Here is a 25,495-nt window from a genome sequence, read left to right on the forward strand (position 1 = left end):
ACCGGCCATGTCCACATTCGCTCCCATGGCCGCCGCACTCGCCCTTCTTGCCCTGGCGGGCACCGATGGCCTTGCCAGGACGATCGAAGCTCCCGAGCGCGGCACGGTCAGAGCCGTTCTGATCGGCATCGATCTCTATCGCAATGTCCCGCCGCTGCACGGCGCCGTCGCCGATGCCGAGGATCTTTCCCTGTCGCTGCGCTCGCTCGGCGTTAAGGACATGACGCTCTTGAAGAACGGCGCCGCCGATCGCCAGGGCATCTTCGATGCGATCGGCGCCCTCACGGAAAGGGCAGGCGAGGGCGATCTCATCGTGCTCGGCATTGCTGGCCATGGATCGAGCGAGCCGGAGCGCGTCAAGGGCTCGAAACCGAGCGGTCGCGACGAGGTCTATGTGCTGGCCGGCTTCGATACGAGGCTGCCGGGATCGCGCGAGCGCATCTTCGGCGACGAATTCAAGGTGCTGATCCACAAGCTGGAGCAAAAAGGCGCCGAGGTCCTGTTCATCGCCGATACCTGCCATGCCGGCGGCATGACCCGCAACGTCGATCCGCGCGGCGCCGAGATCACCTGGCGCCAGGCGCCGTCCTATATGATCGAGGAGGATGACCTCGCGCCGATTTCGACCACATCAGATGCCCTCTCCACCGGCTTCGATTACAAGCGGCTGACCTTCCTGGCCGCCGTCGACGACAACACCAAATCGCCGGAGATCTCGATTCCCGGCATCGCTGAGAAGCGCGGGGCGCTGAGCTATGCCACCGCTCGCGCCTTCGAAGGGGCGGCCGACCGCAACGGCGACGGCACTGTGACCCGCCGCGAGCTGTTCGAATATGTGCGCCAGTCGGTCTATCAGTTCACCGACCAGCGGCAGAACATCTTTACGCAAAGCTCGCCTGGGGCGGATCTCGACCACGCCGTCGTCTATGCCTATGACACGGCAGGCCCGGCGGAAGCGCAGACATCGAACGTGCCGCCACCGCCGTCCGAGCCTGCCCCGATCACCGTCGCCGCCCTCGGTTCCGAGCCGGTACTGCAGGGGATCGATCCGGCCGTCACGCCGTTCAACTTGACGGATAGCGCCCATGCCGAACTCGTCTTCGATCCGCAAAAGCGTGAGGCGATCGCCGGCGGCGATGTCGTCGCCTCCGAAGTCGGCGCCGGCGACATGCCCTTCGTCGTCGACCGGATGGCGGCGCTCGACACGCTGAAGCGGCTGTCGGAGATCAACCCGCAGATCGTGCGGGTGACACCATCCGACAAGGTCCATCGCGACGGCGAGCGCGTCGGCGTCACGGTGTCCGAGCTTGCCGGTCGCAAGCTCGTGCTGTTCGACGTCACCGGCGACGGCACGGTGCAGTTCCTCTATCCCGGCGACAGGGAAGCCGATGCCGACATGTCCGCAACCTTCGATCTCGATCTTTCCGTCGTCGGCCCCTTCGGTACCGACCTGCTCGTCGCCGTCACCTCGGAGGCGCCGATGCCTGGTCTGGTCGAATTCCTGAAACAGAACGACAGGCGCCGCACCGCCGGCAACATCGCCAGACATCTCGGCGAGCTTCTGCCCGAGGGCGCGCGCCTCGGATTTACGGTCCTCTATACCTCCGCCGGAGCCAGGCTATGAGTACGTCGATCAGCAGGGTCCTCAACATTGCGGCCGTCCTTCTGCTTCTGGCCACTCCCGCCCTGGCGCAGCAGGACACGGATTTCGCCGGCGAGGATGGCGGGCGGGTGATCGGCGGCCAGGCGGCGAAGAAAGGCGAATGGCCCTGGCAGGTGAAGATCCTGGCGCCCGATCCCGAGCAGCGCGGCCGCTTCGGCGGCCATTGCGGCGGCTCGCTGATCTCCTCGCGCTGGATCCTGACCGCCGCCCATTGCGTCACCAGCGGCCGTTCCGGCAAGCAGGATCTCTTCGCCCGCGACCTCCTGATCGTCGAGGGAAAGCAGAAGGTCGACAAGGTGATCTCGGTCGACGGGCCTGACAAACCTGGCCTCTCCGTCGAAGACGTGATCATCCACGAGGATTTCGACCGCAAGGTCTTCGCCAACGACATCGCCCTCATCAAGCTCGCCGAACCCGCCGTTTCGAAGCCGGCGATCCTCGCCTCGGCCTCGGACGAGGCCGTCGAAAGCCCCGGCCACACCGCCGTCGTCACCGGCTGGGGCTACACAAAGGCCGATCACGGCTGGGATGACAAATACCTGCCGACCGAACTGCAGGAGGTCGAGCTGCCGCTCGTCTCGCGCGAGGATTGCCGCGCCGCCTACCGCGAAAGCTCGATGCGCATGAACCCGATCGACGAGCGCAATGTCTGCGCCGGTTATGCCGAGGGCGGCAAGGATGCTTGCCAGGGCGATAGCGGCGGGCCGCTGGTCGCGCAGCGCCCCGACAAGCGCTGGATTCAGCTCGGCATCGTCAGCTGGGGCGCCGGCTGTGCCGAGGCTGAACATTACGGCGTCTACACCCGCGTCGCCGCTTTCCGCGACTGGATCGCCGAGAAGACCGATGGCGACGTGCCGAACGCGCCGGACACCTCAGGCGCTTCCGCCGGCGACGACCAGGTGGCGGCGATCGCCACCAAGCGCCGGCCTGCGGCGAGCGACCCGGCGGGCGGAACGACGCAAAAACAGACGCCCGCCGATGAGCTAGAGGCCAACCTTGCGATCACCACGCCGCCCGACGCTACGAAGGCGCCAGCGGAAACGACGCAGACTCCACCCGCCGCTTCGCCCCACGTCAGCCAGCCCGAGGTTCAGGCGCCGGCTGCCGAGCTGCCGATCACCGTGCGTTCTCCCGGCGACCGCGCGCTTCTGATCGGCATCGACGACTATGAAATGCGCGAGGCGAAGCTGACGGGCTCCGTCGACGATGTGAAGGCGATGCAACTCTTCCTCGTCAAGACGGTCGGCTACCGTCCCGAACAGATCCACACGCTCACCAACCGCAAGGCCAGCCGCGCGGCGATCCTTGCCGAAATCGACGACTGGCTGGTGCGCCAGTCGCAAGCCGGCAGCCGCGTCTTCCTCTATTTCAGCGGCCAGGGCTCCGAGGAAATGGGCGCCGAGGCGACGACGAGCCCGACACTGGTTGCCGCCGATGCCAAGCTGGTGCGCGAGGGGGCCAAGGTGACCGTCACCAACCAGATCCGCGAGACCGAAATCGCCGCCCGGCTGAACAGCCTCAAGGACCGCCGCGTCACGCTGCTGATCGATGCCTGCCATGTCGGTCCCGGCAGCCGCAGCGCGGTGGCCGCACCCGCCGGCGGCACGGTGCGCTGCCTCGGCCCGGCTTTGGCGTCGCTGCAGCCGCCGAACCGCTCCGGCAAGGAAGCCAAGTTCTCCTTCGGCGGCGAAACGGCGATGGTCTGGTCGGCCGTCAACGCAGGCCAATGGGCGCTGGTCGATACTGAGGCCAAACCGCCGCTCGGCGTCTTCACCCGCCGCTTCATCGAAGGCGTGCAGGAAGGGGTGGCGCGCGCTTCCGACAAGCCTGAGGTCAGCAACGCCGCCCTGCTCGATTATGTCAGGCGCAAATCCGACGAATATTGCCGGGCGCACTCCGAGGACTGCCGCTTCACGCCGGTACCGCAATTCTACGGCCTGCCGGACGCGCTCGGCCGCGATGTCGTAACCGGCGAGGAGGCAAAGACGCCGGTCGCCGCCGTCGAAAACACGTTGAAGACCGACAATGAGGCGGGTGTTGCCGTCGACGTGCTGCCCGGCACCTCGGTCAGCATCGGCGACAAGGTGGCGATGCGCGTCTCCACCAAGAAATCAGGCTATCTGATCCTCGTCGATATCGACGCCGCCGGCAAGCTGACGCAGCTCTATCCGAACAAGCGCTCGATGGGCCTGAAACCGACGGCCAAGGGCGGCGACAACAGGCTCGATCCGGCACGGCCGGTGGTCGTGCCCGATGCCCGCAATCCATATATCGGCTTCGAATATGTCGTCGAGGGGCCGGCCGGCGTCGGGATGGTCGTGGCCATCCTCAGCGACAAGCCGATCGAAGTGCTCGACCTGCCTGACGTGCCGACACCGCTCGTCGGCCAGCGCGCGGCCTTCAACTATGTCTACGACCTTGCCCGCAGCCTCAGGATCGTCGGCGACGACGAGACCGGCGTCCAGGGCAAATGGTCGTTCGATTCCAAATTCTATCGCATCCGCTGAAAGGGAGGCGAGTGATGTCGAGATCCATTCTGCTGGCGGGCCTTTCCGCTTCCCTGATGGCGCTGGCGCCAGCCCATGCGGGCGATGCCACTGACACTCGGGCGGTGCTCGCAGCCCAGGCCGGGCTTGCCGTCGACCTGATCGACCGCACTCTGGCGAAGGAGGGGGCGGCCAATATCATGGTGTCGCCGGCAAGCCTTGCTGCCGCGCTCGGTCTCGCAGGCCTCGGCGCCTCGGACGCGGGCAAGGCGGCGATCGCCCGGGGGCTGGGTTTCGGCGATGCGGTCAAGGGGCCGGAGAAGGTGCTGGACGAGATGACCCCGAAGACGCCGCCGGCGGCCGACGCGCCGTTGGCTTCAGGCGTTGCGATCGTCTTCGACGACAAGCTGGCGCTCGTTCCCGATGCCCTCTCCATGCTGGCCGGCCACCGTATCAAGCCGTCGATCGAGGATCTCGATCAGCCGAAATCCGTAGAGCACATCAACGGCTGGGTCAGGCAGGCGACACGCGACGCCATTCCGGCGATCCTGGAAACGCCGCCCGGCGGCGGCTTCATCAGCCTCGGGGCGCTCTCCTTCAAGGCCCGATGGAAAACCGCCTTCGAGGCTCAGAGCCCGGCAGCCCCGTTCCGGCGGCCGGATGGCTCGACGGTCTCCGTGCCGATGATGCATCTTGCCGGCGACGGCCAGAAATTCCGCGTCGACGATCGTTTCGCAGCCGTCGACCTCGCCTATGCAGGTGGAACCTACCGCATGGTGGTGATCGCGGCGCGCTCGGAACAAGGCGTCGGCGGCGCCGATCTCAAAACCCTTGCCTCCTGGCTTCAGGGCGAGAAATTCGAACCCGCCAAGGGCGAAATCTTCCTGCCCCGCTTTTCCTTCAATGACGGGCGTGATCTGATGCCGACACTCCACGCGATGGGCCTTTCGCCCGAAAAGGCGAGCGATGCGGCTTTTCCCGGGTTCACCACGGAAAACATCAGCTTGTCGCGCGTTCTGCAGAAGACGATGATCAAGGTCGATGAGAACGGCACGGAAGCGGCGGCGGCAACGGCTGTGGTCACCGAGCGCAGCATTGATCCGAAACTGGTGCGGGTGAGCGCCGATGCCCGTTTCGCCTTCGCGCTTCGCGATACGAAAACCGGCCTTTTTCTGGCCGCCGGCCTGATCGGCGATCCGCTTCTGGCGGGTGAATGACATTTGATGAAGACAAAATGGCAGGGGGACACGTGCATGAGAAGTGATCTGATCGCCCGCTACACGATCGGCGAGCCGGTCTATGAGAACGAGTTCATCGTCTATCCGGCGCAGGATAAGCGGATGGATCGTTCGGTCTTCATCGTGGCGCCTGATGTGGCGCTGAAACTGGACAAGGCGCGCTTTGAGCGGGTCTGGACCTCGGTCAACGAGGCCAAGTCGCTGACGGCGCGGCGCTTCGTCGAAATCGAGGATCTCATCCCGCCGTCGCCGGAAGACGATAACTTCTACATCGTCGAGAAGCGGCCGTCGAAGACGCTGCACCAATATCTCGAGGAAACCGAGATGGTGGCCTATGACCGCGCCATCGAGATCGGCCGCCATATCCTCGAAGGGCTGGCAACGCTGCACGGGGCGGGTTACGCCCACAATGCGCTGACCGACCAGTGCATCTACGTATCGGAGGATTATTCCGGCCTCTCGGTCCGGATCGGCAACCTGCACCTGATCTCCAAGATCGGCGAGCACATCATTCCGCCCTATGCGCCGGAATTCGGCGCGCCGGAGATCTATGCCAGCGGCACCTTCTCGGCTTCCGCCGCACTCGACATCTATGCGATGGGCATGATCGCCTACAAGCTCTTCCTGCCGCGGCAGACCTATGCCAGCGTCTTCGACAGCGTCATGGTCTGGGAGGACGAGCACCAGCGCGAGCAGAGCTGGAAGAACATCCATCTCGACCCGTCCAATATTTTCCCGCGACTCGACGTGCTGATCCCCGGTTTTCCCGAAGGACTGGCCAGCCTGATCGAGAGAATGCTGAGCCGCGACCCGGCCCAGCGGCCGCGCATGGGCGCCGATGCGCTCGGCGAATTCAGCCGCGTCACCACGGGCATCCAGCCGATGGCCTGGGATCCGCGCGGCGGCATGCCGCAACAGCCGGAAACCCCGAAGCGGAAGAAATGGACGCTCGCGCATTTCTCGATGATCGGTGCGCTGCTCCTGATCTGCATCGGCGTCGGCGTCGTCACCATCCCGAAGCTGCTGCGTCCCGATCCCAAGCTCGTCGCCGATGTCGGCACCTGGAAGAAGGAGGCCGAAAGCCGCAGGGACAAGGCCATCGCCGCCAAGGCACCGGAACGCCCGTCCCAAGATGAGGCGAAGCTTTCCTATGATGCCGGGGCCGCGGCACTGACCGAGGCCAATGCCCTGCTCAAGGACGAAGACTATAAAAAGGCGCTTCCCGGTTACCAGAAGGCGGCGATCAGCCTCGGCAAGTCGCTAATCGCCATCTCGAAAGAAAATGCCGAAAAGGCCAAATCGGCTGCTGCCGCCGCCGGCGGCGACAAGGCCCCGAGTTTTGCCGAGGCCGACGGCAAGATGAAGGCCGCGGCCGACAGCGCCGCCGCCCAGCAGATGCATGGCGCGGTCGATAACTACGAGGCTGCGAAAACGGCTTACGACGATCTCGCCAAGGCGCTGACGGCGCTGACGGCGGCCGAAAAGGACGCCGCGGCAAAACGCGAAACCGTCACCCGCATCGGCGCCGGCGACAGCCCCGACGTCGCCAAGGCGAGCGGCCTGATGACCGAGGCCAAGGCCAAGGCCGAGCAATGGCAGCTGCCGGCAGCGACCTCGGGCTACGCCGACGCCGCCAAACTCTTCGCCGCGCTGATATCGGATGTCATGGCCGCCAAGGACGAGGCGACGGCGCTCAGGCAGAAGGTCACTGATCTCAACGCATCGCTGGCGACACGCGCCGGCCCCGCCGATCCGACGCTTGCCGCGCTGGCGCCGAAGCTCACAGAGGCCGACGGCCGCTACACCGCTGAGGCCTACAAGCTCGCAATCGCAGCCTACCAGCCGATCCTGACCGATCTCGAAGCTCTGTCGGCGCGCGGCTTCTGCCCGGTTGCACCGAATGTCGCCTTCGAGACTATTCCCGCCGGAAGCTATTCGCTCGACAATGTCCGGCTGATGACCTCGTCGCTGAAGGAGCTCGGCGGCATGCTCGGCGTCGCCAATGGCGCCGTGAAGGTCGAAAAATCCTTCTGCATGCAGGCCAAAGCAGTCACCCGCGCCGAGATGGCGCAGTATTACACCGCCAATGCCGACCCGGCCTCCGCCCAGGCCTATGCCGGCAATCCCGAGCAGCCGGCCGACGACGTGCCGCTTGCCGAGGCGCAGAACTATACCGCCTGGCTGTCGAAACAGCTGAACGCCCCCGTCCACCTGCCGTCGGCGACGGAATGGATGGCGAGCGCGGTCAAGCTGATGCCGGAGAAACTGCCCGACAATGGCGACATCATCCTGCAATGGAGCGCCACCCCCTGCGAAGCCGGCGGCAACGTCGCCTTCATGGCGCAGGAAGGCTCCACCTTCGTCGTCTGCTCGGACGCTTCCGCCGGGGGGATTTTTCGGGTGAGTGCTGAGTTGAGGTGACCTGGAGAATGAAAGGGAGATTCCAGGATGGCGCGTCTCGTTCGGGAAGTGTCAGCGGGCCTTGCTCCCCTTCTCCCCAGCGGGGAGAAGGTGCCCGTAGGGCGGATGAGGGGGCCACGCGGCACGCCATTCATAGTCCCTCTAGGGCCTATCAATCACCATGGAGCTTCGACATGCCTGAACCACGCTCGCCACGCCTTGCGGTTCTTATCGATGCCGACAACGCCTCCGCGAAGATCGTTGACGGTCTATTCGAGGAAATAGCCAAGATTGGTGAAGCGAGCGTGCGGCGCATCTATGGCGACTTCGCCAATGCTCGCTCCAAGGCATGGATCGACGTCCTTGCAAAACACGCGATCATCCCTCAACAACAGTTTGCCTACACCACGGGTAAGAATGCGTCCGACATCACGCTTGTTATCGATGCGATGGACTTGCTCCATAGCGGCCGCTTCGACGGTTTCTGCCTGGTGTCGTCAGATAGCGATTTCACGCGTCTCGCCTCACGCATCCGGGAACAAGGGATCGATGTCTTCGGCTTCGGGGAACAGAAGACCCCGGAGAGTTTCCGCCAAGCATGCCGTCGGTTTATCTATACGGAAAATCTGGCGCCTTCAGTCGTGTCGAACGGAGCGGACGCCACACAGGTTGCGCCTTCACTACGGCCGCCTAGCGCCGCAACACCGATCATCAAAAGAGCAATCGCGCAGATGGACTCTGAGGATGGATGGATCTCGCTTGGCGTGGTTGGAAAGCAACTTGCCAATCTGGCATCCGACTTTGATCCACGGACGTTCGGATTCAAGAAGTTGGGCGATCTGGTCAAAAAGACGAACGCCTTCGAGGTAGATCATGCCGAAGGTCGTCCCTTTCGTATCCGCCTGAAACCTGCGCCGACAAAAGGCAGCGTGAAGCCGGCAACCTGACGCATCGGCAGATAGTGCGAGATTGGATCTCAGATCCCCAAAAGCGCTCGCAGGTTTCGGCCGAAACATCAGAATGTGTGCGAGGGTTTTTGCGTTTCGATATGATTTGGATTGGCGCTCCCTCCGCTCCGGCGGCGGCCTCGTCAGCGTAAGCGTCGAATTACGGCGAACTTTCAATCACAAATTCGCGTTCAAGCCGTGCGTCACAATAATTTTCAATTCCAAATTTCCAAATACGCGCGTACATTGAACATGGGGACTGTAGTATCCGTGCGTTGAGGGGTCGGGGAAAATGTGCTGGAATACATCATCAGCATTCACGCCTGTCGGGTTTGCTTTGCGAGGTCCGAAATCTCGCAAGATCGTGTGGACATTGGGCGACGCGGCGCGCCTCCTGATGAACGATTGGCCTTGCGATGACGGCGAGGAATACATGGCTGCCGTCAAAGCCTGCGTCGATGCCATCACCGGCAAAATTGCCCCGGAACAATTCCGCGAAGTGCTTCTGCGGGCGGCCGACGAGGCGGGCATCCGTACTCTATCGCTGGTTCCGCAGGGAGTGGGTGAGCGGCGGCCCGGCATTCTCCCCACGATGCGCATATAGGCTTTCCTTTAGCGGACTATCCGCTTTCGCCAGGTGCCCGTGAAGGAGCGACCGGTTTGGGGCCGTTTGCGGTCGGTCAGCTTTTGGCACTAGTTCTTCGAATAGCAGACAACGGTCGAAGTTGATGTCGGTCTTTAGCAGCCCTCTGAAAAAAGACTTGTGCGCCACCATTGGGCACCCTTATCCCCATAGGCTGTCAGACGACGTTCTCCACAACATTAAGTACCGCAATCGCCTCCTGCACTTCGGCGTAGAGCTCCGCGTTTGTTTCCCCCGCATCAATTTCTACTATCAGGGCAAACCGCGCAATCTTTTCTTCCGGGTCAGGGACGGCCTTGGCCTTCCACCAACCTGCAACGGGATGTACAGCTATTAGATTGCGGCGCGCCAGATCGGATGCCGGGCAGACCAGTTCATCGATGTGCAGTGATCCGACATCCCGGCGATTGCGGCCAAAGATCCAGTTGTCATCTTCGTCGACAACCGGGTCCTCCGGCTGCTCTCCAGCCTTGCTGATGCGGGCCAAAAATGCGGCTTGATTCTCGTTGGGCCGGTTCAGCTTGAAGCGCAAGTTGTGCGACGCATATCGAAATTTGGAACCTCGTGCCGGCTCGGAAGGGTTGGGTTCGATGAATGTGCTGAGCGTTACGCGCAGCGTCACTGGGCTCTGAACGAGTTTCCGCAATTCCTCAACCGGCCACGGCAACTGGAAAACCTTCATTTCATTGTGAACGTGCTGCGCCGACGGCTTGCTTGCCTTTCGGTAGGGCCTGATCGTATCCTGCGCGATAAGGGTGAGAGCATTTGAAGCACTTCGCCGCGCGCGATTAAGGTCGGGAACGCCATAGCCATAGCGCTTGAACATCGGCGCATAATCCCCCTTGGCAGGATTGACTGGCAGGTGGCTTCTCATCTGAGGGGTCCAGCGGGCGGACGACACGAACAGGGCGCGGATGGTTTCCGGCCAAAGATCGGGATAGTCCGACCAGATCTCGGTTACGGCCCGCGCTGCCAGCGCCGTGGCGCCGCTCGTTTCGCCTGTGGTCGTGAAGGCCCGCTGCGGGTACTGGTGATCGGTGGTAAGAAGCGAAAGCGCTGGATGCTTCATCGGTGGAGGAGCACCATCCACCAGCCAGTTGCCGCCTTCGAAGACGACGTCGGGCTTCAGCGGCCAGTGCGATGACCAACTGGCCGTCCGCGAGGATGGAGCGAGGTCGCCAACTGGTGCGAGCGGTAGACCCACCTCACCGGGTGGCAACACGTTCTTTTCCGTATAGGCGCCGATGCAGATCGCGTTCCAGGCATGAGCGGGCGACTCCAACTCGTTCTCGGGAAGATCACAGACTGCGAGGTAATCATTATTGCCGAACTGGTTCTGGTTGGTGTTTCCGGCCGACAGGAGGACCAGGCGCTTGATCTTCCTATTGCCTGACACACCGGAGGCCAACTGGTCGACCTCACTCGACCATGACGTGGGCGCCCCATCGTGGGGAGTATCGTCCTCTGTGGTGGTTGCCAGCGTGAAGGTGCGCCGCCGGTCGCCGGTGGTCTCGACGGCATTGATGCCTTTGCGGGTGACCACGCCAAGAAGATGATGAGGATTGTGTCCGGCGTCCGGAATGATCTTGGCCGACTCCAGGCGATGCCGAACCTGAATGGGATTCATCGTCTGCACCGCTGTAGTGAGGTCGCCGAAGAGAGCGAGGCCAGCTAGCTGAGTACCATGGCCAACCATATCGTCCAGCCCCCACGCCGGCTCTGCCGCATGGCGGTCGGCGACGGCAAGCGCCGGCGCGATCAGCGGATGCGCCCTGCTGACGCCGCGGTCGAGCAGGGTGATGTAATTGGGATCGCCGCCGCCATCGAATGTCGCCCTGCCGACGACGTCATCCACCCATTCAAGCTGCTCCTCGATTTCAAGCGCATCGAAGTAGTCCGCCGTGACCGTAGGAGCAGCCAGCGCGCGAACGCCACCTAGCCGGCGCACTGCCAAGGCCAACGCGTCGCTTGTTGCCGTGCCAATGACGACAATGTCTTCGGGAAACTCTAGTAGATCGGCGGTGATGGCAACGCCATAGCCGGGAGCGCCGGCAATGAAATCGCCCGCCGCAGCCTTATCGAGCCAGATCTCCCAGGGCCTCGCGTCATTGCCGTCGGGAAACTTCTGATTGGGGCTACGCCACAGCGCTCGCAAGCCCGCTTCGGCGATCGCCCCGATGCTCTGGACAAGATCGGCGTTGTAGGGCCGACCTTCCGTTCCATCATTCTTGATCCGGTTCTTCTCGCCAAAGTCAGCGACTTTCTGCCGAAGCTTGTCGATGCCTTCTCGGGAGGCAAACACCGTCGCGCGCACCGCCAGCTGCTCACCTGCTGCCGGCTGCACCTTGAGGAGCGTCAGGCCACTGGCGTCGAGGCCGGACGTCACCATTACCTCTCCTGGCCGCCCCGCGACGTCTAGGTAGAGTCCGGGCCGATCTTCGGCGGCTAGGTTCGGGAGATGGTCGAGCGCCTGGAGGAGAGCCTGCGCATGGTCAGCGCGGTTAGCGACATCACTTGGTCTTCTTGCCGACCCGCCGCCCTTGGCCTTGAAGACCTGGGCTTTTCCTAAGCCTTGCAGAATGAAGTGTTCGCGATCCCTCGGCATACCCGCCCATTCCTCCTATTCCATGCAGTGAGCGGCGGCGATCCAGGGATGCGACGAGGGATGTTGTCTCGATGCTCTCCATATGGGCCAACACTGCGCGTCTTGCGGCGTCTTCCGCAGCGGCGACGACGTCGGCAGTCGACAATCCCTCGGCATGGCGCGCGACGTCCGCCCAATCGACATTTTTGGCGTCGAAACCGGTCAACCGGCGGCGCAACGCCTTTTCAATCGCCGCACCCTTGGGCATCTCGTAAGGCAGCACTAGGTCGAAGCGACGCAGCACTGCCCGGTCCAAAATTTCCGGAAGATTGGTGGTGGCGACGATGATCGACGGACCTGTGTCCTCATCAAGGAATTGCAGGAACGAGTTCAGGATGCGTCGCGCCTCACCTATATCGTTCTCAGAGCCCCGTGCTGCGGCAAGGGCGTCAATCTCGTCGAATAGGTAAACGCCCCGCGTCATGCGGACTGCATCAAAGATCATGCGCAGCTTCTGGGCAGTCTCGCCCATGAATTTTGTTATCAACCCGTGCAGCAGCACGGTAAAAAGAGGAAATCGCAGCTCGCCAGCCAACGCAGCCGCACTCAAGGTTTTGCCGGTTCCTGGGGGACCGGCGAACAGGAGCCGTCGGCGCGGCCGCAGCCCCTTTTCCTCCAGCCGCTCTCGCATATGGGTTTCGGTGACGAGATGCCTGAGTTCATCCTCGAGATGGAACGGCAGAATGACGTCATTGAGCCGTGTCGAGGGGTAGCTCGCATCAAGGAAACCGGCAAGATCACCGCGTGGCGCCGCCAGCGGCGTAGGCCTTCCGGCGGCGGATTTGGGTGGCGTCCGACTAACCTCTGCCCATTGGCGCAGTTGCTCGGCAAGCCTTGCATGCCCTTTCTGATCTTCGGCGGCAGCAAGCTGCATGGCGAGATCGAAGAAGCGTTCTTCGTCACCTTCGGCGTGACTCTTGACAAGCCCTATTAGTTGCTGTGCCGATGCCATGGCTGTGCGACTTCCACTGTCTCCGGTGATCTGTAGAACCACCTCAGAGAACTTTATAGCTTCGAACGGTTAATGGAAGAGAGCAGACCAAATTCCGCCACCAATGAATCGTGTTTTCTCGGTCGTGAGTTGCAATTCTGCCGTCACCACACACAATTGCCACGTCAAGGAGCGCCTACAGGCGACACGTCCATACAAAGCGAAAACAGCCACGGTCAACCGAGGACTGGCCGCTCAGGAAGTCCGCTTTAGGTGAGCAAGGAAAACTGCTTAACGGCCAGATGTAGGCGCGAAGCAGCCTTTCTCTTCGGTAAAGGAAGAAGTCTGCTCGGGGCCTAAATCCAAAGGTCGGCTTTCCATAGGCCCGCGCGGTGGACCTGCGGCTGCCCTAGCCCGCTAAGCACGGGAGCCGAGTGCCGGCTCCCTTTCCAATGCTATGACCGGCTTACCGCAGCCGGAGCCTTGACGCTGCAGTCGTCACTCAAGCGTCAGATTTCAGCTTGCCGCCAACCGCCCAGGAATCCTTGGCGATCTCCGTGATCAGGATTTCCAGCGATTCCGGCGGGCAGGCCAGGGTGTCGACGGCGGCCTTGGTCGCTTCGCGCACGAAGGCGCGCTTTTGCTCGTTGGTGCGGCCGGGATGCATCTGCAGGTGAAGAATGGGCATGGTTTTTCCTTCGTCGGGTTGGTGCTGTCCGTCGCCTTGGCGCCGGCATGATGACTATGTTGTAAATGGTGAGGTTGATAAATAAGCTGCCGGTGTCGTCATTCAAAACCCTGAGGTAGGCAATCATGGACAAGCTGGCCGGCATGGCGATGTTCGTCAGGGTCATCGACAATGGCAGTTTCGCGGCGGCCGCGGAGATCGCGCAGGTGTCGCCTGCCATGGTGGGCAAGCACATCAAGACGATCGAGACCCGGCTCGGGGCGAAGCTCATCCATCGCACCACGCGCCGCCATCAGCTGACGGCGGTCGGCCAGCTCTATTACGAGCGCTGCAAGCGCGCGCTTGCCGAAGTGGCGCTGGCCGAGGCCTCGGCGAGCGAGCTGCAATCAGCGCCGCGCGGCCGGCTTCGGCTGGTGGCGCCCGTCAGCTTCGGCACGCAAGTCTTGGTGCCGGCGCTGATCGAATACCAGAACGCCTATCCCGACGTCAGCATCGAGCTGTCGCTCGACAACAATGTCCATGATCTCGTCGGCGAGGGGTTCGAGCTCGGCATCCACATCGGCCCGCTCTCACACAGCAGCCTCGTCGCCCGACCGCTCACGCCTTATCGGCGCATCCTCGCTGCCGCGCCAGCCTATCTTGCCCGCCATGGCCGACCGGCGGCGCCGGAGGATCTGACGACCCATCTCTGCCTCGGCCACTCCTATTGGCGTATGTCGGATCTCTGGCACCTGGTCGGGCCGGGCGGCGAAGTGCGCGACGTGCCGATCTCCGGAAAGTTCTCCACGAACCAGGGCGCGGCGCTGCGCATGGCAGCGCTCAGCGGTGCGGGAATCGTGCTTCAGCCGGAACTGCTGCTCGCCGCCGACATCGCCGAAGGCCGGCTCGAGCATGTACTGCCGGAATGGTCCTACAGGCCTGTGCCGATGTTCCTCATCTACGCCCCGAACCGGCGCCCGACAGCGATGCTGCGGACGGTGATCGATTTCCTGGTGGAACGGTTTGCTAAGCAGATCGACGTGACATAGCGACGGGCATGTCGGCACATCGTCCGCCTGGTGACTCTTCTCACCGGATCAAAGCCCGTGATAAAAGCGCTCATGGGCATTAGGAACTATTTGATCGAAGGCAGTTCGGGCACTGGAAAAACGTCTGTCGCTTCCGAACTGGAGCGGCGGGGCTACAATGTTGTCCATGGCGACCGCGTCCTGGCATATGTGGGCGACCCCGAGACAGGCCGTGCACTCGCAGGACCGCCCGATGGCGCCGACCGCATTGCCTGGGGATATGCGCATTGGATCTGGCCTGCCGAAAGGGTCCGGGCCATTGCTGCCGACACCACCCACCCTGTCACTTTCTTCTGTGGCGGCTCGCGCAATTTCCACAAATTCCTGCACCTGTTCGACAAGGTTTTCGTTCTCGACATCGACGTCGAGACTTTGAACCGGCGATTGGATGGGCGCCCCGATGAGCCGGGCTTCGAGCCGGCCGAGCGGGCTCTGGTGCTCCGTTACCATAAGACCCGGGAGCATCTTCCCGTCGGTATCAATATCGACACGGCGGGTAGCATTACAGGTGTCGTCGACGATATCCTCGCTCAACTCACCTGAGGTCCTAAGCTGCATCGGATGCGAAGCGCTCGATCACTGTTGTAGGCCGGCGCTAGATTATCTTTCGCTGCCGCCGCCGCGGTTCATGACCTCGAATGATCGATCCACGGCAGGAAAGCTCGGGACGCTTGCGCTTTCGATGCGAGCGCGTTATACACTGAACCATATGGTTCAGTATTTAGATCCTCCCCTCGATCTCTCGTTCGCGGCGCTGTCCGATGCGACCCGCCGCGGGATCATCGATCAGCTTGGGCGAGGCGACGCGTCGATCACCAGTCTCGCGGATAAGTTCCAGATGACGCTGACCGGCATGAAGAAGCACGTCCAGGTTCTCGAGCGGGCGGGGCTCGTCGTCACGCAGAAGGTCGGACGGGTGAGGACCTGCAAGCTTGGGAAACGCGGCCTCAAGGCGGAGGCCGAGTGGATCGAGGCGCATCGCCAGCTCTTCGAGGCCCGCTTCGAAGCATTGGATGAAATCATCAACGAAATAAAACAGGAGGGAAGCGATGACTGAGCAGGTTGAAAGGGCAGGTAGCGCGCAGATCCGCACGTCGGTCGAGCGCAGAGGGGATCGCGAACTCGTGATAACCAGGATATTCGATGCGCCGCCGAGCACGGTTTACAGGGCGTGGAGCCAGCCCGAGCTGTTCCAGCGCTGGTGGGTGCCGAAATCGGTACCCGGGATTTCGCTGGTATCGTGCGACATGGACGTCCGCACCGGCGGCAAATATCGGCTGGAATTCGGCGCCGGTGGTTCGGACACCATGGCCTTCTATGGCAAGTATCTCGAGGTGGTGCCGAACGAGCGCATCGTCTGGACCAACGACGAGGGCGAAGAGGGCGCGATCACGACGGTGACCTTCGAGGACCAAGGCGGGAAGACGCTTGTGATTTTCCAGGAAGTCTATCCGTCCAGGGAGGCGCTTGAGGAAGCACTCCAGGGCTCGGCTGTCGCATTGCCGGAGCAGTTGGAACAGCTCGACGAATTGCTTCCCAGCCTGACCGAGTAGCGGACGGCCTTCAGACCGCCTTTGCCGCCATCCACGCAGGTTTGGAACGCAACTCGTCCTGTTTCATTACCGTGGAGGCGGTAAGAAAGGGGAGTTACAATGCTGATCCAGGGAATCTACGCCGCGCTCGCAACTGCAGACATGGATAAGGCGGAGAAGTTTTACACTCAGCTGTTCGAGCGGGAGCCCGATGATCGCCCCATGGAGGCGTTGATCCAATGGCGAAATGTCGCCGGAGCGAACATTCAAATCTTCCTCGACAAGGAGAATGCCGGCTTCGGCAGGCTGACGATTGTGGTGCCGAAAATGGATGAAGCCTGCGGAGCGCTCGAAGAGATTGGCGTGACGCTCACAGGTGAATCCGAGGGCGACTACGGAAGGGTCGCCCAGATCGCGGATCCGGACGGCAATCGCATCACCCTTGCGGAGCCGCCCTCTCGGCCGTTCGATACGCGGCGAAGATAGGGCCGCGGCTTGACCCTCTGGTTTGCCCGTGCCTAAGCTTGGGCATGGGCGAGCCGGAAATTCCTCTCACAGGCGGCGCAGATTCCAATGTTGTCCGGGTCGGCGGCACGGTTCGGCGCGGTGGCCGCGCATGGTCTTCCGCCGTCCTCGACCTGCTTCGCCACATTGAACGGCAAGGATTCGAGGGGGCTCCCCGTGCGCTCGGCTTCGATGATCAGGGACGCGAATGTCTCACTTACATTGAAGGTGAAGTCGGCTTGGGCAAAGGCTTCATCCCTGATCAACTTGGCCGCTTCGACGTCCGGCTTCCCGACTACGTCTGGAGCGACCGAGCCCTTGCCGAATTAGGGAAATTGCTGCGATCCTACCACGATGCTGCAGCAAGCTTCCCCTGGAATGAGCGCAACTGGCGTCTTCAACCTCGGGAACCCGTCGAAACGATCTGTCACAATGATCTGTCACCGTGGAATACCGTCTTCCAAGCTGGCCTCCCTGTCGCGTTCATCGATTGGGATGCTGCAGCACCAGGACCACGCTCCTGGGACCTCGGCTTCATTGCGTGGCGTTGGGTGCCATTTTGGCGAGACGACAAATGCGAAGCGCATGGTTTGCCGAAAGGCATCCGCGAGAAAGCGCGGCGCTTCCAGCTGTTCCTCGACGCCTATGGGATAGAGCCGGAGGTTGAGATCATGCGGGCAGCCATCGAAAGGGTGCGGCAGATGCAGCAACACATGCGCAATCTCGCTGCCTCAGGCTCTGCATGGGAAATCGAATTGGAACGCCGTGGCGTCCTTGACGAAGGCGCGCTCGAAGTGGCCTGGATGGAACAACACGCACGGGAATTGGTACAGCGACTTGGTGCGTCGTCATAGCCTCTGGATCATATGGCGCGGGGGAGGCGACAGCTGGATTGAGACCCTGGGATTTCTTGCAGCCACCATGGTTCGCCCAAGTCACTGGCCCATCCGATGGTTGCTTCCGGCTCTTCTCAGAGCCGCCGGTTAGAGCTTCGCATCCGTGCACTGCGCCTGCGCCGGCAAGGGAACCTTTGGCGGGAGCGAAGTGTTGTGCTCGGCATGATTGCGGGAGGCATGACCGATGTACATCATTGTTGGCGGGACGGGGCGCGTCGGCTCCGCAGTGGCGAAGACGCTGCTCGACCAGGGCGAAGCTGTCACCATCGTCGCGCGAAACCCTGAGAAGGCGGACGCATGGCGACAGCGGGGCGCAGAAGTCGCGCTCGCCGACGTCCACGACGTCACCTCGCTGCGGACGGTGTTCCGCCGCGGGAAGCGGGCCTTCCTGCTGAACCCCAACGCTGACATCGCGAGCGATACGGATCGGGAGGAACGCGAGACCGTGCGCTGCCTGCTGGAGGCGATCGAAGGGTCTGGACTGGAGAAGGTGGTGGCGCAATCAACGATGGGCGCGCAGCCGGGCGAGCAATGCGGCGATCTCAATGTCCTTTATGAACTGGAGACGGGGCTGCGAAGCCAGCCGATCCCCGCCAGTATCATCCGCGCAGCCTATTACTACAGCAACTGGGACACGATGGTGGGGCCTGTCACGAAGGACGGCGTGCTATCGACCATGCTCCCGGCCGATCTCAAGCTCCCGATGGTCGCGCCGGAGGATCTCGGAAAGGTGGCCGCGCGGCTCCTGCACGAGCCGATCGACCGGATCGGCATATACCCCGTCGAAGGGCCGGAACGTTACTCTCCCAATGACGTTGCCGCAGCCTTCGCCGCCGCCATCGGACGGACAGTTCGCGTCGAGGTGATCCCGCGCGAAACATGGGAAGACGCATACCGCAATTTGGGCTTCTCCGACGCGGCAGCCCACTCATACGCCAGGATGACGGCGCGCACCGTCGATGGCCCCGAATATCCCGAGGGTTCAATTCGCGGATCGATCTCGCTCCAGACATACATAGATGGGCTCGTTCGGGACTCGTGCTGACGCGCCTTCGTATGGGACTTGTGCCGGGGCAGGCGCCTCGTCTTCAGGTGGCGACCTCCATGGGATCGCTGAAGCCGCCACGGCGTTTTCATCAACCGCGTTCGACCAGTTTGCGGATAGCGGTCTCAAAGGTCGTTGTGCCCTTGCGCGATCGGGCCTCGCCGCCTTCGAACTCGATCCAGCCTTCGTTGAAGCCGTCAAGCATGCGCATACGGGGTCGGGGGTTCTGCATGCCCTGGCTCAAAAACAGCGCTTCCCATGTCTCCCTTGCAACCGGCTCGGCACGGACCGACTTGCCGAGCACGGTAGAGAAGGTGTCCGCCATTTGCAGCGGCGTGATGCGGAAAGGACCCTCAAGCTCGACGATGCGTTTACCGGTCCAGTCCTCCTGCAGCATTTCAGCCGCAGTGGCGCCGACATCGCGCACGGAAACCATTGGCACGGGTTTGGTGACCGGCTGCAGGAAGCTTGGCATGATGCCGCTCTCCCTTGCCGGCGCGATGTCCCAGGCTGAATTCTCCATGAACCAGCAGGCGCGCAGGAACGCTACCGGCATCGGAAGTGTCGAAATTGCCTGCTCGAAGAGGCCGAGTTGGCTGAGCAGATTCTCCTGCTTTGCCTGAGCGCCGATTGTCGATAGGCAGACCACCTTCTTCGGTGACGACTTTGTGAGCGCCGTCTTCAGCGCCTCGATGATTGCCTTTACCTCCGGGAAACCCGGCGCGGGATCGAAGCTTGGCGGCAGAAGCAGGAAGACGCCCTCGGCGCCTTCGAAGGCGAGGGCAAGGGACGACGCGTCCGTTATTTGGGCAATGGCGATTTCCGCTCCGCGATCCCGCCAGGCGCCTGCTTTTTCCGCATTGCGCAGGACTGCACGGACAGGCAGTCCCTGATCCATCAATTTCGCGCCGACCACGGCGCCAACCTGACCTGTTATTCCAGTCACGGCAAACATTCTCGGACTCCTTTTGGCAGCGGCTTGCGCCGCGATGAAAGAAAAGATGCGCCAAAGTCGCTTTTGACTGAATTGCCCTTTTGTCAGATAATTCATGACAAAATATCAGGAATTGGATGATGTTCGACGGACGATTGCTGAATGGGGTCAGCGTGCTGGCCGCCGTCGTTGAGAGCGGCAGTTTTGCCCGGGCCGGCGAGGCGCTGGGGCTGACAGCTTCCGGAGTCAGCCGGGCGGTGGCGCGACTTGAGAGCCGCATCGGCGTGCGCCTGCTCGAGCGGACGACCCGTTCCCTGAGGCTCACCGATGACGGTACGCGTTTCTACGAGCAGGTCGTGCCGCTACTTGGCGGCATCGAAGAAGCCGCTGCCTATGCGGCCGGAACGACGCAGACGGTGCGTGGGAGGCTGCGGATCAATGTCGATCCGTATTTTTCGCGGCTGATCCTCGCGCCGAAGCTAGGCACCTTTCTCGACCGCTATCCCGATCTTCAGCTCGAGCTGGTGACAAGGAACGAGATCGGCGATCTTGTCGCCGACGGCATGGATGTGGCGGTGCGCTTCGGCGAAATCCCGGCGAAGAGCTCGCTGATTGCCCGGCAGCTGTTTCGCACGAGGGTGATCACGGTTGCCGCGCCGTCCTATCTTGCACGGCACGGCACGCCGAAGCTGCCTGCAGACCTGACCGATCATACCTGCATCCAGTATCAGGACCCTTTGACGGGCAGGCCTTTCGAATGGGAGTTGCGACGCGGAAAGAAGGTCGTGCCGATCCAAACGCATGGGCGCATCCTCGTCAATGATGCCGGTACGGCCCTTGCTACCTGTCTCGCCGGGATCGGCATTGCCCAGGTCTTCTCGCTCGGCATGAAGCCCTATCTCGATTGCGGCCAGCTGGTCGATCTCTATCCGGATTGGCCCGATGAGACCTTTCCGTTGCACTGCTTCTACACCTCTCGCCATCACGTACCGGCCAAGGTCCGAGCCTTTATTGATTTCTGCGTCGAAATCGTCGGCTAGATGCCGCTGCGGAGATCGGCTCGGAGTCTTTTGCCACCAGCATCTTCGGACGGATTCAGCGGCCGCAAAAGCGCGGCATAAGTCGCATCGCACTTGCCGACGGCGTGGGCTGGCCTCAGGCGACGGACCAGCCACCATCCACCAGCAGGTTCGCGCCGGTGATCAGGCTCGCCGCCGGCGATGCTAGGAACACGACGGCGCCCACCACGTCATCGGTTTCACCGATCCGGCCGAGGGGAATGTGATCGAGCGTCGCTTGGCGATTGGCGGGGTCGGATAGAAAGGGTGCCGTCCCATCCGTGTGGATGAAGGTCGGCGATACGGTGTTGACGGTGATATTGTAGCGTGCCCATTCGGCTGCAAGGCAGCGCGAGAGGTGATTGATGGCCGCCTTGCTCATGCAATAGATTGCCTCGCCGCGGAGCGCCACGGTGCCGGCCTGTGAGCTGATGCTGATGATCCGGCCGCCATTCTGCTTGATCATCTGACGACCGACGGCCTGCGTCATCAGGAAGGTGCCCTTGATGTTGACATCGAGGATCTCGTCGAGGTCCTTCTCCTCGACGAGTTCGGCGAGATTGCCTGGAGCCACGCCGACATTGTTGACGAGGACATCGATCCGGCCAAATGCCGTCAGCGCCGCGTCGATGGCTTGTGCGATATGGGCCTTGTTGGGAAGGTCCAGTTCAACGGCGAGGGCTTTTCGCCCCGCACCCTCGATTTCCGCGACCAGCTCCGCCGCCACTGCGACATTGCGAACTCCCAAAACAATATCGGAGCCTGCCGCGGCACAGGCAAGCGCGCAAGCCCGGCCGATACCGCGGCTCGCTCCTGTTACCAAAGTCACTTTGCCCTCAAGGCTGAAGTCCGGCGCATGCCTCTGCATAATGGTTCCTCCCTTGATGAAATCAATTTATGCCAGGGTCGGCGCGGATGCCAGATGCTCTGCGCATGTGCAGCGGCATCCCCGCCGGACTGTAGCGCCAGGATTCAAGAGAGCCTCATCCTGAGGAGCCCCGCAGGGCCTCGAAGGACGAGGCGGGCGCTCAGGCGTTGAGACATGCAAGAAGCAGCGTTGCAGCATTCGGTAGCTAACGCCACTATCGGTTCTCGAGGTCAATCCAACCCGTCAATTCAGGCCGGCACGGGTAAGTCCTTCGATCAGACGCGCCCGATCCTCGGCGCGGACGAAAGAAGATGTTGCTCCGACCGCGTCCCGTGAGATGTCAGGAACTAGCGATTTAAGCCGTTCGAGCAAGTCCGTGGCAGCCTCCCGGTTGTCGAGAAGTCCGGCACAGGCCGTGCCAATGATCAGTGGAACCGCATGGCCGGACCGCAATCGATGCGCCTCCCGTGCGTAACTCAATCCAAGTTCGTAATTCGCGCCCTGGAAATGAGCCATGGCGTAGTAAAACTGAAAGTCGCCGAGAAAAGCCTCGCGCGGGCTCAGTCTGAGGGCGTAGTCGATGCAAGGAATGGCGTCCGCCGCGCGGCCCCCGTTGGCATGCGCAAGTCCCAACTGGCCGTGTGCAAACGCGGAGTTGGGGTTGATCGCGACAGCCTGGCTGATCGCTGCCACCGCCAGGACATTGTCGCGCGTCGCAAAGGCTATCATCGCCTGCGCAAGGTAAGTCCACGGTTCCTTATCGTCCGCGGCCATGGCTTGTTGGACGACATCCCTGGCAAGGGCCAAGGCATATCCCATGTCCTCCCACCCCTGGAACGCGCGCCACGTGGTAATCCAACCTTTCATGGCGAGCGCCTGAGCATAGCCGGGGGCAAGTTCGATTGCCCGATCGAGCAGCGGGAGCATCTTCCTGCTGCTCTCCTCAGACAGTTGGGAACACAGGAACACCGCCCGCACGACACATTCCCAGGCATCAAGGCCATGATGCGGCTTTGGGCTTTCGCGAGCATGCTCCGCCGCCAGGAGTTCCGGGCCGATGCGGCCGACGACGCTTGCGGTGATTTCGTCCTGAATGGCGAAGATCTCGCCGAGGTCGCCGTCGTACCTCTCGGCCCAGAGATGGACGTCGGAGGCCGCATCGATGAGCTGCGCGGTCACCCTCATCCGGCTGCCGGACTTGCGGACACTCCCCTCGAGAACATAGCGGACCCCGAGTTCGCGCCCGATGGCGCGCACATCCACGGGCTTTCCCTTGTAGGTGAACATCGTGTTGCGGGCGATCACGAAGAAGCCCTTGAGCTTGGATAGCGCGGTGGTGATGTCCTCGGTCAGCCCATCGCTGAAGAAGTCCTGCTCCGGCTCGGCGCTCAGGGCATTGAACGGCAGCACGGCAATGGATGGCCGCTCCGGAAGTGCAGACCTCAACGATGCCGTTCCGGCGGCCGTCCTTTCCTGAAGGGGGCGGTACAGTCGCACCGGCCTTTCCATATTCTTCAGCGCGCGCTCGCCGAGGTTTTCGAAGTCGCAGTCAAGCTTGCCCTGGAGGTGATCGTAGGCCGTGCCGGAAATGCAAATGCCCCCCGGATCCGCCAAGGTCTGGAGGCGGGCCGCGATGTTAACGCCATCGCCGTAGAGATCCCCATCGAGCTCGTGGATCACATCACCCAGATTGACTCCGATCCGGAAGACGATGCGTCGCTCCGTCGGGATATCCGCTTGGTTCTCGGCAACCCCCTTCTGGATGGCGACAGCGCACGCGACGGCATCGACGACCGAGCCGAACTCCACGAGCGCACCGTCGCCCATCAGCTTGACGATACGGCCCTGATGCTCAGCCAGCAGCGGATCGATCACCTCCCGGCGCAGAATCTTGAGGGCCGAAAACGTCCCAGTCTCGTCATGTTCGACGAGGCGGGAATAGCCGACGACGTCAGCGGCCAGGATCGCGGCCAGCCGCCGTTCTGCTCTTGCGGTTGCCATGGCTGTCTCCCCTCAGGAGATGCGCCGAATGAAGTCCAGGCGATTGACGCAACATGCACCATCCGGCTGCCCGACACCGCGACCGTGCCGGTTCATGATACCACTGAGACCGTCATATGGCGACGCTTCATAAGGGTGCCGCCTCCAACAGAACAGGAGCCGCGAAGCGGTCAACGCAAATAGAGTCCGATCCCCGGGCGTGCAAGTCTACTCACGTCTTAGCCCGAATTAACTAAGAAGATCACACAATTAGTAAGTTGATCTGTCGCCGCTCTGATTATAGTCTCTCTATCTTATGGGAAGGCATAAATCCTCCTCCGACTGCAGAGATCAGCCGGAAATGGAGGTTTTTGCTATGGGCAAAACGTTCTCACGTGTCAGATGGATTGCGTATCGCGCGTTGAAGCCGATAGCCGACCTCCAATGAGGAGAATCCTAACATCCGATTCAGCTCCCGCCGCGAGGCGGAGGAATCGTCGTCCGTTGGCGACCAACGCCAGGGGAGCCAACATATCTCAAAAGAACGCTCTGGCGCATGCCTGATGTTAGTGAACCCCGATCAAGGAGCATGTACCATGTCCAGACTTACGCTTTCGGTTTTCACCGCCCTCGCACTTCTGCTCGGTGGGCTTCAGTCGACGTTTGCTGCCAACAGCAATTCACGGGACGAGACCACAACCATGGGCGAAAGCGGCAAGACGCCGCCGAACGACAATGCAGGAAGCAGCAGCGGCACCAAGGACACCTCAACAAACAAGGGCAACCCGGAGAACTTCAACTGCAACGACTGCGGTTCGAGCGGGCCCGGCAACAAATGAGGCTAATCCGGACGGCATCGCGTTTGGACAAACGTGGCAAAGCCAATCCATTGGATGGCTAACTCTGCCGCACAGATTTTCGTCATGCGAAAGGCGTGGCGAGGGCATACTCAAGGTGCCTCCGGGGGGGTCCGCAGATTTGCCAGGCGAATCTGCGGGCCGCCTGATCGACCGGCCGGCTTGGCCGTAGGCGTGACTGCGGCGCGCTCTGGCCGGTCGACCCTCCGAGCCGTTTTGAAGAGTTTCGAACCGCCAATCACCGCCGCGCCGGCGGCTTGGTGGCGGCGCGCCGCTGCAGTGCAAAACGCGCGGCCGAGCAGTTGACGTCGGGAACGAGATCGTACGTCTGCTGGTAGAGGCTCTGCGCCAGTGTGTTGTTGCCGCGGTTTTCCGAGGCAAGGGCGGCGAGCGCCGTGCGCTTGTAGGCCTCGACGATCGGCTCCGCCGCTTTTGCCAGCGCCGCGTCGTCGGCGGGGTCGGTTGCCAGCGCAAGCGCGGCATAGGTGACATCGCCATCCCGGCCGACGCGGCCGCCGACGGCGCCGTTGAAAGTCTGCTCGGAAACCTGGCGCAGGCGCCTGGCGTTCTTGATGCATGTCGGGATGCGGGCAGCTTCGGCATTGATGCGCTCGGCCGTCGGGCCGGCCTCCGTGCTGCCGCCGCCGGAGAGGATGACGTAGCCGATGATCCCGACGACGGCGAGGTAGACGAGGCCTATGGCGGCGAGGAAGGCCGGCTGTTTGAAAAGCGGCTTTTTCGGCTTGCCGTCGTCTGCCTTGGCAGCCTCCTTTTTCGGCGCCTCCTTGGCCGGCGCCTTCTCCAGAAACTGGAATTCGACATCCTTGCCGAGACGGAAACTGTCGCCTGTTTTGAGCGAGGCGGTCTGCAGCAGCGCCTCACCGCGCAGCATGATCGGGTTCAGCCCCATGCGGCGGATGATGAAGCCGCCGTCGCTCTGCTTTTCGATGCGGGCGTGGATCGGCGCCAGGAACGGATCATCGACGACGATATCGGCATTGGCTGCCCGGCCGATCGACATTTCCGCCCGGTCGAGCACATGGCTGCGGCTCTGGCCGCCGGGGCCGGTTTGCAGAAGGCTCGGTTTGTTGCCGCGAAAAAAGGAAAAGACCAT

The 25,495-nt window shown here is 62.3% G+C and carries 23 protein-coding genes; 16 read left to right on the forward strand and 7 right to left on the reverse strand.

Annotated features, from left to right (window positions below):
- The first annotated feature begins 7 nt into the window (after window positions 1-7).
- From NXC14_RS26400 to NXC14_RS26425, 6 genes are all read left to right on the forward strand, one after another.
- The gene (locus NXC14_RS26400) at window positions 8-1,624 is read left to right on the forward strand and encodes a caspase family protein (RefSeq protein ID WP_085780973.1); all 1,617 of its coding nucleotides are present in this window, start codon (window positions 8-10) and stop codon (window positions 1,622-1,624) included.
- Window positions 1,621-4,170 carry a trypsin-like serine protease gene (locus tag NXC14_RS26405; RefSeq protein WP_085780974.1) on the forward strand — a complete coding sequence of 850 codons (2,550 nt, stop codon included), beginning with the start codon at window positions 1,621-1,623 and terminating at the stop codon, window positions 4,168-4,170. The genes NXC14_RS26400 and NXC14_RS26405 overlap by 4 nt, the downstream gene beginning before the upstream one ends.
- A gap of 14 nt (window positions 4,171-4,184) precedes the next feature.
- Window positions 4,185-5,366, forward strand: a complete 1,182-nt coding sequence (locus tag NXC14_RS26410; protein WP_085780975.1) for a serpin family protein — start codon at window positions 4,185-4,187, stop codon at window positions 5,364-5,366.
- A 36-nt stretch (window positions 5,367-5,402) separates the two neighbouring features.
- A complete protein-coding gene (locus NXC14_RS26415) occupies window positions 5,403-7,808 on the forward strand; it encodes a serine/threonine protein kinase (RefSeq protein WP_085780976.1) in 2,406 nt (801 codons plus the stop codon).
- Between the two features lie 173 nt (window positions 7,809-7,981).
- Window positions 7,982-8,734, forward strand: coding sequence for an NYN domain-containing protein (locus tag NXC14_RS26420; protein WP_085780977.1), 753 nt, complete (start codon window positions 7,982-7,984; stop codon window positions 8,732-8,734).
- Window positions 8,735-9,026: 292 nt separating this feature from the next.
- Window positions 9,027-9,338: a DUF982 domain-containing protein gene (locus tag NXC14_RS26425; protein ID WP_085780978.1), complete on the forward strand. Its 312-nt coding sequence runs from the start codon at window positions 9,027-9,029 to the stop codon at window positions 9,336-9,338.
- Between the two features lie 196 nt (window positions 9,339-9,534).
- Here NXC14_RS26425 and NXC14_RS26430 read toward each other — a convergent pair whose 3' ends face one another.
- The gene (locus NXC14_RS26430) at window positions 9,535-11,766 is read right to left on the reverse strand and encodes a S8 family peptidase (RefSeq protein WP_085780979.1); all 2,232 of its coding nucleotides are present in this window, start codon (window positions 11,764-11,766) and stop codon (window positions 9,535-9,537) included.
- A gap of 121 nt (window positions 11,767-11,887) precedes the next feature.
- Window positions 11,888-12,652 (reverse strand): ATP-binding protein, encoded by a 765-nt coding sequence (locus NXC14_RS33685; RefSeq protein ID WP_281064625.1) that lies wholly within the window; start codon window positions 12,650-12,652, stop codon window positions 11,888-11,890.
- An 18-nt stretch (window positions 12,653-12,670) separates the two neighbouring features.
- On the opposite strand from NXC14_RS33685, the gene NXC14_RS33690 reads away from it, so the two are divergent.
- A complete protein-coding gene (locus NXC14_RS33690; protein WP_245362217.1) occupies window positions 12,671-12,955 on the forward strand; it encodes a hypothetical protein in 285 nt (94 codons plus the stop codon).
- Between the two features lie 499 nt (window positions 12,956-13,454).
- Here NXC14_RS33690 and NXC14_RS26440 read toward each other — a convergent pair whose 3' ends face one another.
- Window positions 13,455-13,640: a 4-oxalocrotonate tautomerase gene (locus tag NXC14_RS26440; protein ID WP_085780981.1), complete on the reverse strand. Its 186-nt coding sequence runs from the start codon at window positions 13,638-13,640 to the stop codon at window positions 13,455-13,457.
- A 125-nt stretch (window positions 13,641-13,765) separates the two neighbouring features.
- Here NXC14_RS26440 and NXC14_RS26445 point away from each other — a divergent pair, with 125 nt between their 5' ends.
- The 7 genes from NXC14_RS26445 (at window position 13,766) to NXC14_RS26475 (ending at window position 18,684) form a co-directional block, all read left to right on the forward strand.
- Window positions 13,766-14,668: a LysR family transcriptional regulator gene (locus NXC14_RS26445; RefSeq protein ID WP_085780982.1), complete on the forward strand. Its 903-nt coding sequence runs from the start codon at window positions 13,766-13,768 to the stop codon at window positions 14,666-14,668.
- 72 nt (window positions 14,669-14,740) lie between these two features.
- Window positions 14,741-15,250, forward strand: coding sequence for a nucleoside kinase (locus tag NXC14_RS26450; RefSeq protein WP_085780983.1), 510 nt, complete (start codon window positions 14,741-14,743; stop codon window positions 15,248-15,250).
- A 166-nt stretch (window positions 15,251-15,416) separates the two neighbouring features.
- Window positions 15,417-15,764, forward strand: a complete 348-nt coding sequence (locus NXC14_RS26455) for a metalloregulator ArsR/SmtB family transcription factor (RefSeq protein ID WP_085781273.1) — start codon at window positions 15,417-15,419, stop codon at window positions 15,762-15,764.
- A complete protein-coding gene (locus NXC14_RS26460; protein ID WP_085780984.1) occupies window positions 15,757-16,260 on the forward strand; it encodes an SRPBCC family protein in 504 nt (167 codons plus the stop codon). Before NXC14_RS26455 ends, NXC14_RS26460 begins: the two co-directional genes overlap by 8 nt.
- Before the next feature lie 99 nt (window positions 16,261-16,359).
- Window positions 16,360-16,725, forward strand: a complete 366-nt coding sequence (locus NXC14_RS26465) for a VOC family protein (RefSeq protein ID WP_085780985.1) — start codon at window positions 16,360-16,362, stop codon at window positions 16,723-16,725.
- 44 nt (window positions 16,726-16,769) lie between these two features.
- Entirely contained in the window at window positions 16,770-17,597 is an 828-nt protein-coding gene (locus NXC14_RS26470; protein WP_085780986.1) for an aminoglycoside phosphotransferase family protein, read from the forward strand.
- Between the two features lie 226 nt (window positions 17,598-17,823).
- Window positions 17,824-18,684: an NmrA family NAD(P)-binding protein gene (locus NXC14_RS26475; protein ID WP_085780987.1), complete on the forward strand. Its 861-nt coding sequence runs from the start codon at window positions 17,824-17,826 to the stop codon at window positions 18,682-18,684.
- 91 nt (window positions 18,685-18,775) lie between these two features.
- Here NXC14_RS26475 and NXC14_RS26480 read toward each other — a convergent pair whose 3' ends face one another.
- Entirely contained in the window at window positions 18,776-19,639 is an 864-nt protein-coding gene (locus NXC14_RS26480; protein ID WP_085780988.1) for an NmrA family NAD(P)-binding protein, read from the reverse strand.
- Window positions 19,640-19,758: 119 nt separating this feature from the next.
- Here NXC14_RS26480 and NXC14_RS26485 point away from each other — a divergent pair, with 119 nt between their 5' ends.
- On the forward strand, window positions 19,759-20,658 hold the full coding sequence (locus tag NXC14_RS26485) for a LysR family transcriptional regulator (protein WP_085781274.1): 900 nt from the start codon (window positions 19,759-19,761) through the stop codon (window positions 20,656-20,658).
- Between the two features lie 115 nt (window positions 20,659-20,773).
- Here NXC14_RS26485 and NXC14_RS26490 read toward each other — a convergent pair whose 3' ends face one another.
- Both NXC14_RS26490 and NXC14_RS26495 read right to left on the reverse strand, forming a co-directional pair.
- Window positions 20,774-21,544 (reverse strand): glucose 1-dehydrogenase, encoded by a 771-nt coding sequence (locus tag NXC14_RS26490; RefSeq protein ID WP_085780989.1) that lies wholly within the window; start codon window positions 21,542-21,544, stop codon window positions 20,774-20,776.
- Window positions 21,545-21,787: 243 nt separating this feature from the next.
- On the reverse strand, window positions 21,788-23,545 hold the full coding sequence (locus tag NXC14_RS26495) for an adenylate/guanylate cyclase domain-containing protein (protein WP_085780990.1): 1,758 nt from the start codon (window positions 23,543-23,545) through the stop codon (window positions 21,788-21,790).
- A 575-nt stretch (window positions 23,546-24,120) separates the two neighbouring features.
- Between NXC14_RS26495 and NXC14_RS26500 the strand changes: the two genes are divergently transcribed.
- Window positions 24,121-24,363: a hypothetical protein gene (locus tag NXC14_RS26500; RefSeq protein WP_085780991.1), complete on the forward strand. Its 243-nt coding sequence runs from the start codon at window positions 24,121-24,123 to the stop codon at window positions 24,361-24,363.
- Window positions 24,364-24,619: 256 nt separating this feature from the next.
- Here the strand turns inward: NXC14_RS26500 and NXC14_RS26505 are convergent, their stop codons facing one another.
- The gene (locus NXC14_RS26505; RefSeq protein ID WP_085780992.1) at window positions 24,620-25,495 is read right to left on the reverse strand and encodes an FHA domain-containing protein; all 876 of its coding nucleotides are present in this window, start codon (window positions 25,493-25,495) and stop codon (window positions 24,620-24,622) included.

Origin of the sequence: Rhizobium sp. NXC14 (assembly GCF_002117485.1) — a bacterium.
GTDB lineage: Bacteria > Pseudomonadota > Alphaproteobacteria > Rhizobiales > Rhizobiaceae > Rhizobium.

Excerpts from the sequence above, each read along its gene's own strand:
- NXC14_RS26455 (WP_085781273.1), top strand. The coding sequence starts at position 15,417 with ATGGTTCAGTATTTAGATCCTCCCCTCGATCTCTCGTTCGCGGCGCTG.
- NXC14_RS26480 (WP_085780988.1), bottom strand. The coding sequence starts at position 19,639 with ATGTTTGCCGTGACTGGAATAACAGGTCAGGTTGGCGCCGTGGTCGGC.
- NXC14_RS26440 (WP_085780981.1), bottom strand. The coding sequence starts at position 13,640 with ATGCCCATTCTTCACCTGCAGATGCATCCCGGCCGCACCAACGAGCAA.
- NXC14_RS26465 (WP_085780985.1), top strand. The coding sequence starts at position 16,360 with ATGCTGATCCAGGGAATCTACGCCGCGCTCGCAACTGCAGACATGGAT.
- NXC14_RS26400 (WP_085780973.1), top strand. The coding sequence starts at position 8 with ATGTCCACATTCGCTCCCATGGCCGCCGCACTCGCCCTTCTTGCCCTG.
- NXC14_RS26415 (WP_085780976.1), top strand. The coding sequence starts at position 5,403 with ATGAGAAGTGATCTGATCGCCCGCTACACGATCGGCGAGCCGGTCTAT.
- NXC14_RS26405 (WP_085780974.1), top strand. The coding sequence starts at position 1,621 with ATGAGTACGTCGATCAGCAGGGTCCTCAACATTGCGGCCGTCCTTCTG.
- NXC14_RS26470 (WP_085780986.1), top strand. The coding sequence starts at position 16,770 with ATGGGCGAGCCGGAAATTCCTCTCACAGGCGGCGCAGATTCCAATGTT.
- NXC14_RS26430 (WP_085780979.1), bottom strand. The coding sequence starts at position 11,766 with ATGGTGACGTCCGGCCTCGACGCCAGTGGCCTGACGCTCCTCAAGGTG.
- NXC14_RS26485 (WP_085781274.1), top strand. The coding sequence starts at position 19,759 with ATGTTCGACGGACGATTGCTGAATGGGGTCAGCGTGCTGGCCGCCGTC.
- NXC14_RS33685 (WP_281064625.1), bottom strand. The coding sequence starts at position 12,652 with ATGCGAGAGCGGCTGGAGGAAAAGGGGCTGCGGCCGCGCCGACGGCTC.
- NXC14_RS33690 (WP_245362217.1), top strand. The coding sequence starts at position 12,671 with ATGCCTGAGTTCATCCTCGAGATGGAACGGCAGAATGACGTCATTGAG.
- NXC14_RS26420 (WP_085780977.1), top strand. The coding sequence starts at position 7,982 with ATGCCTGAACCACGCTCGCCACGCCTTGCGGTTCTTATCGATGCCGAC.
- NXC14_RS26505 (WP_085780992.1), bottom strand. The coding sequence starts at position 25,495 with ATGGTCTTTTCCTTTTTTCGCGGCAACAAACCGAGCCTTCTGCAAACC.
- NXC14_RS26425 (WP_085780978.1), top strand. The coding sequence starts at position 9,027 with ATGTGCTGGAATACATCATCAGCATTCACGCCTGTCGGGTTTGCTTTG.
- NXC14_RS26500 (WP_085780991.1), top strand. The coding sequence starts at position 24,121 with ATGTCCAGACTTACGCTTTCGGTTTTCACCGCCCTCGCACTTCTGCTC.
- NXC14_RS26475 (WP_085780987.1), top strand. The coding sequence starts at position 17,824 with ATGTACATCATTGTTGGCGGGACGGGGCGCGTCGGCTCCGCAGTGGCG.
- NXC14_RS26445 (WP_085780982.1), top strand. The coding sequence starts at position 13,766 with ATGGACAAGCTGGCCGGCATGGCGATGTTCGTCAGGGTCATCGACAAT.
- NXC14_RS26495 (WP_085780990.1), bottom strand. The coding sequence starts at position 23,545 with ATGGCAACCGCAAGAGCAGAACGGCGGCTGGCCGCGATCCTGGCCGCT.
- NXC14_RS26410 (WP_085780975.1), top strand. The coding sequence starts at position 4,185 with ATGTCGAGATCCATTCTGCTGGCGGGCCTTTCCGCTTCCCTGATGGCG.
- NXC14_RS26490 (WP_085780989.1), bottom strand. The coding sequence starts at position 21,544 with ATGCAGAGGCATGCGCCGGACTTCAGCCTTGAGGGCAAAGTGACTTTG.
- NXC14_RS26460 (WP_085780984.1), top strand. The coding sequence starts at position 15,757 with ATGACTGAGCAGGTTGAAAGGGCAGGTAGCGCGCAGATCCGCACGTCG.
- NXC14_RS26450 (WP_085780983.1), top strand. The coding sequence starts at position 14,741 with ATGGGCATTAGGAACTATTTGATCGAAGGCAGTTCGGGCACTGGAAAA.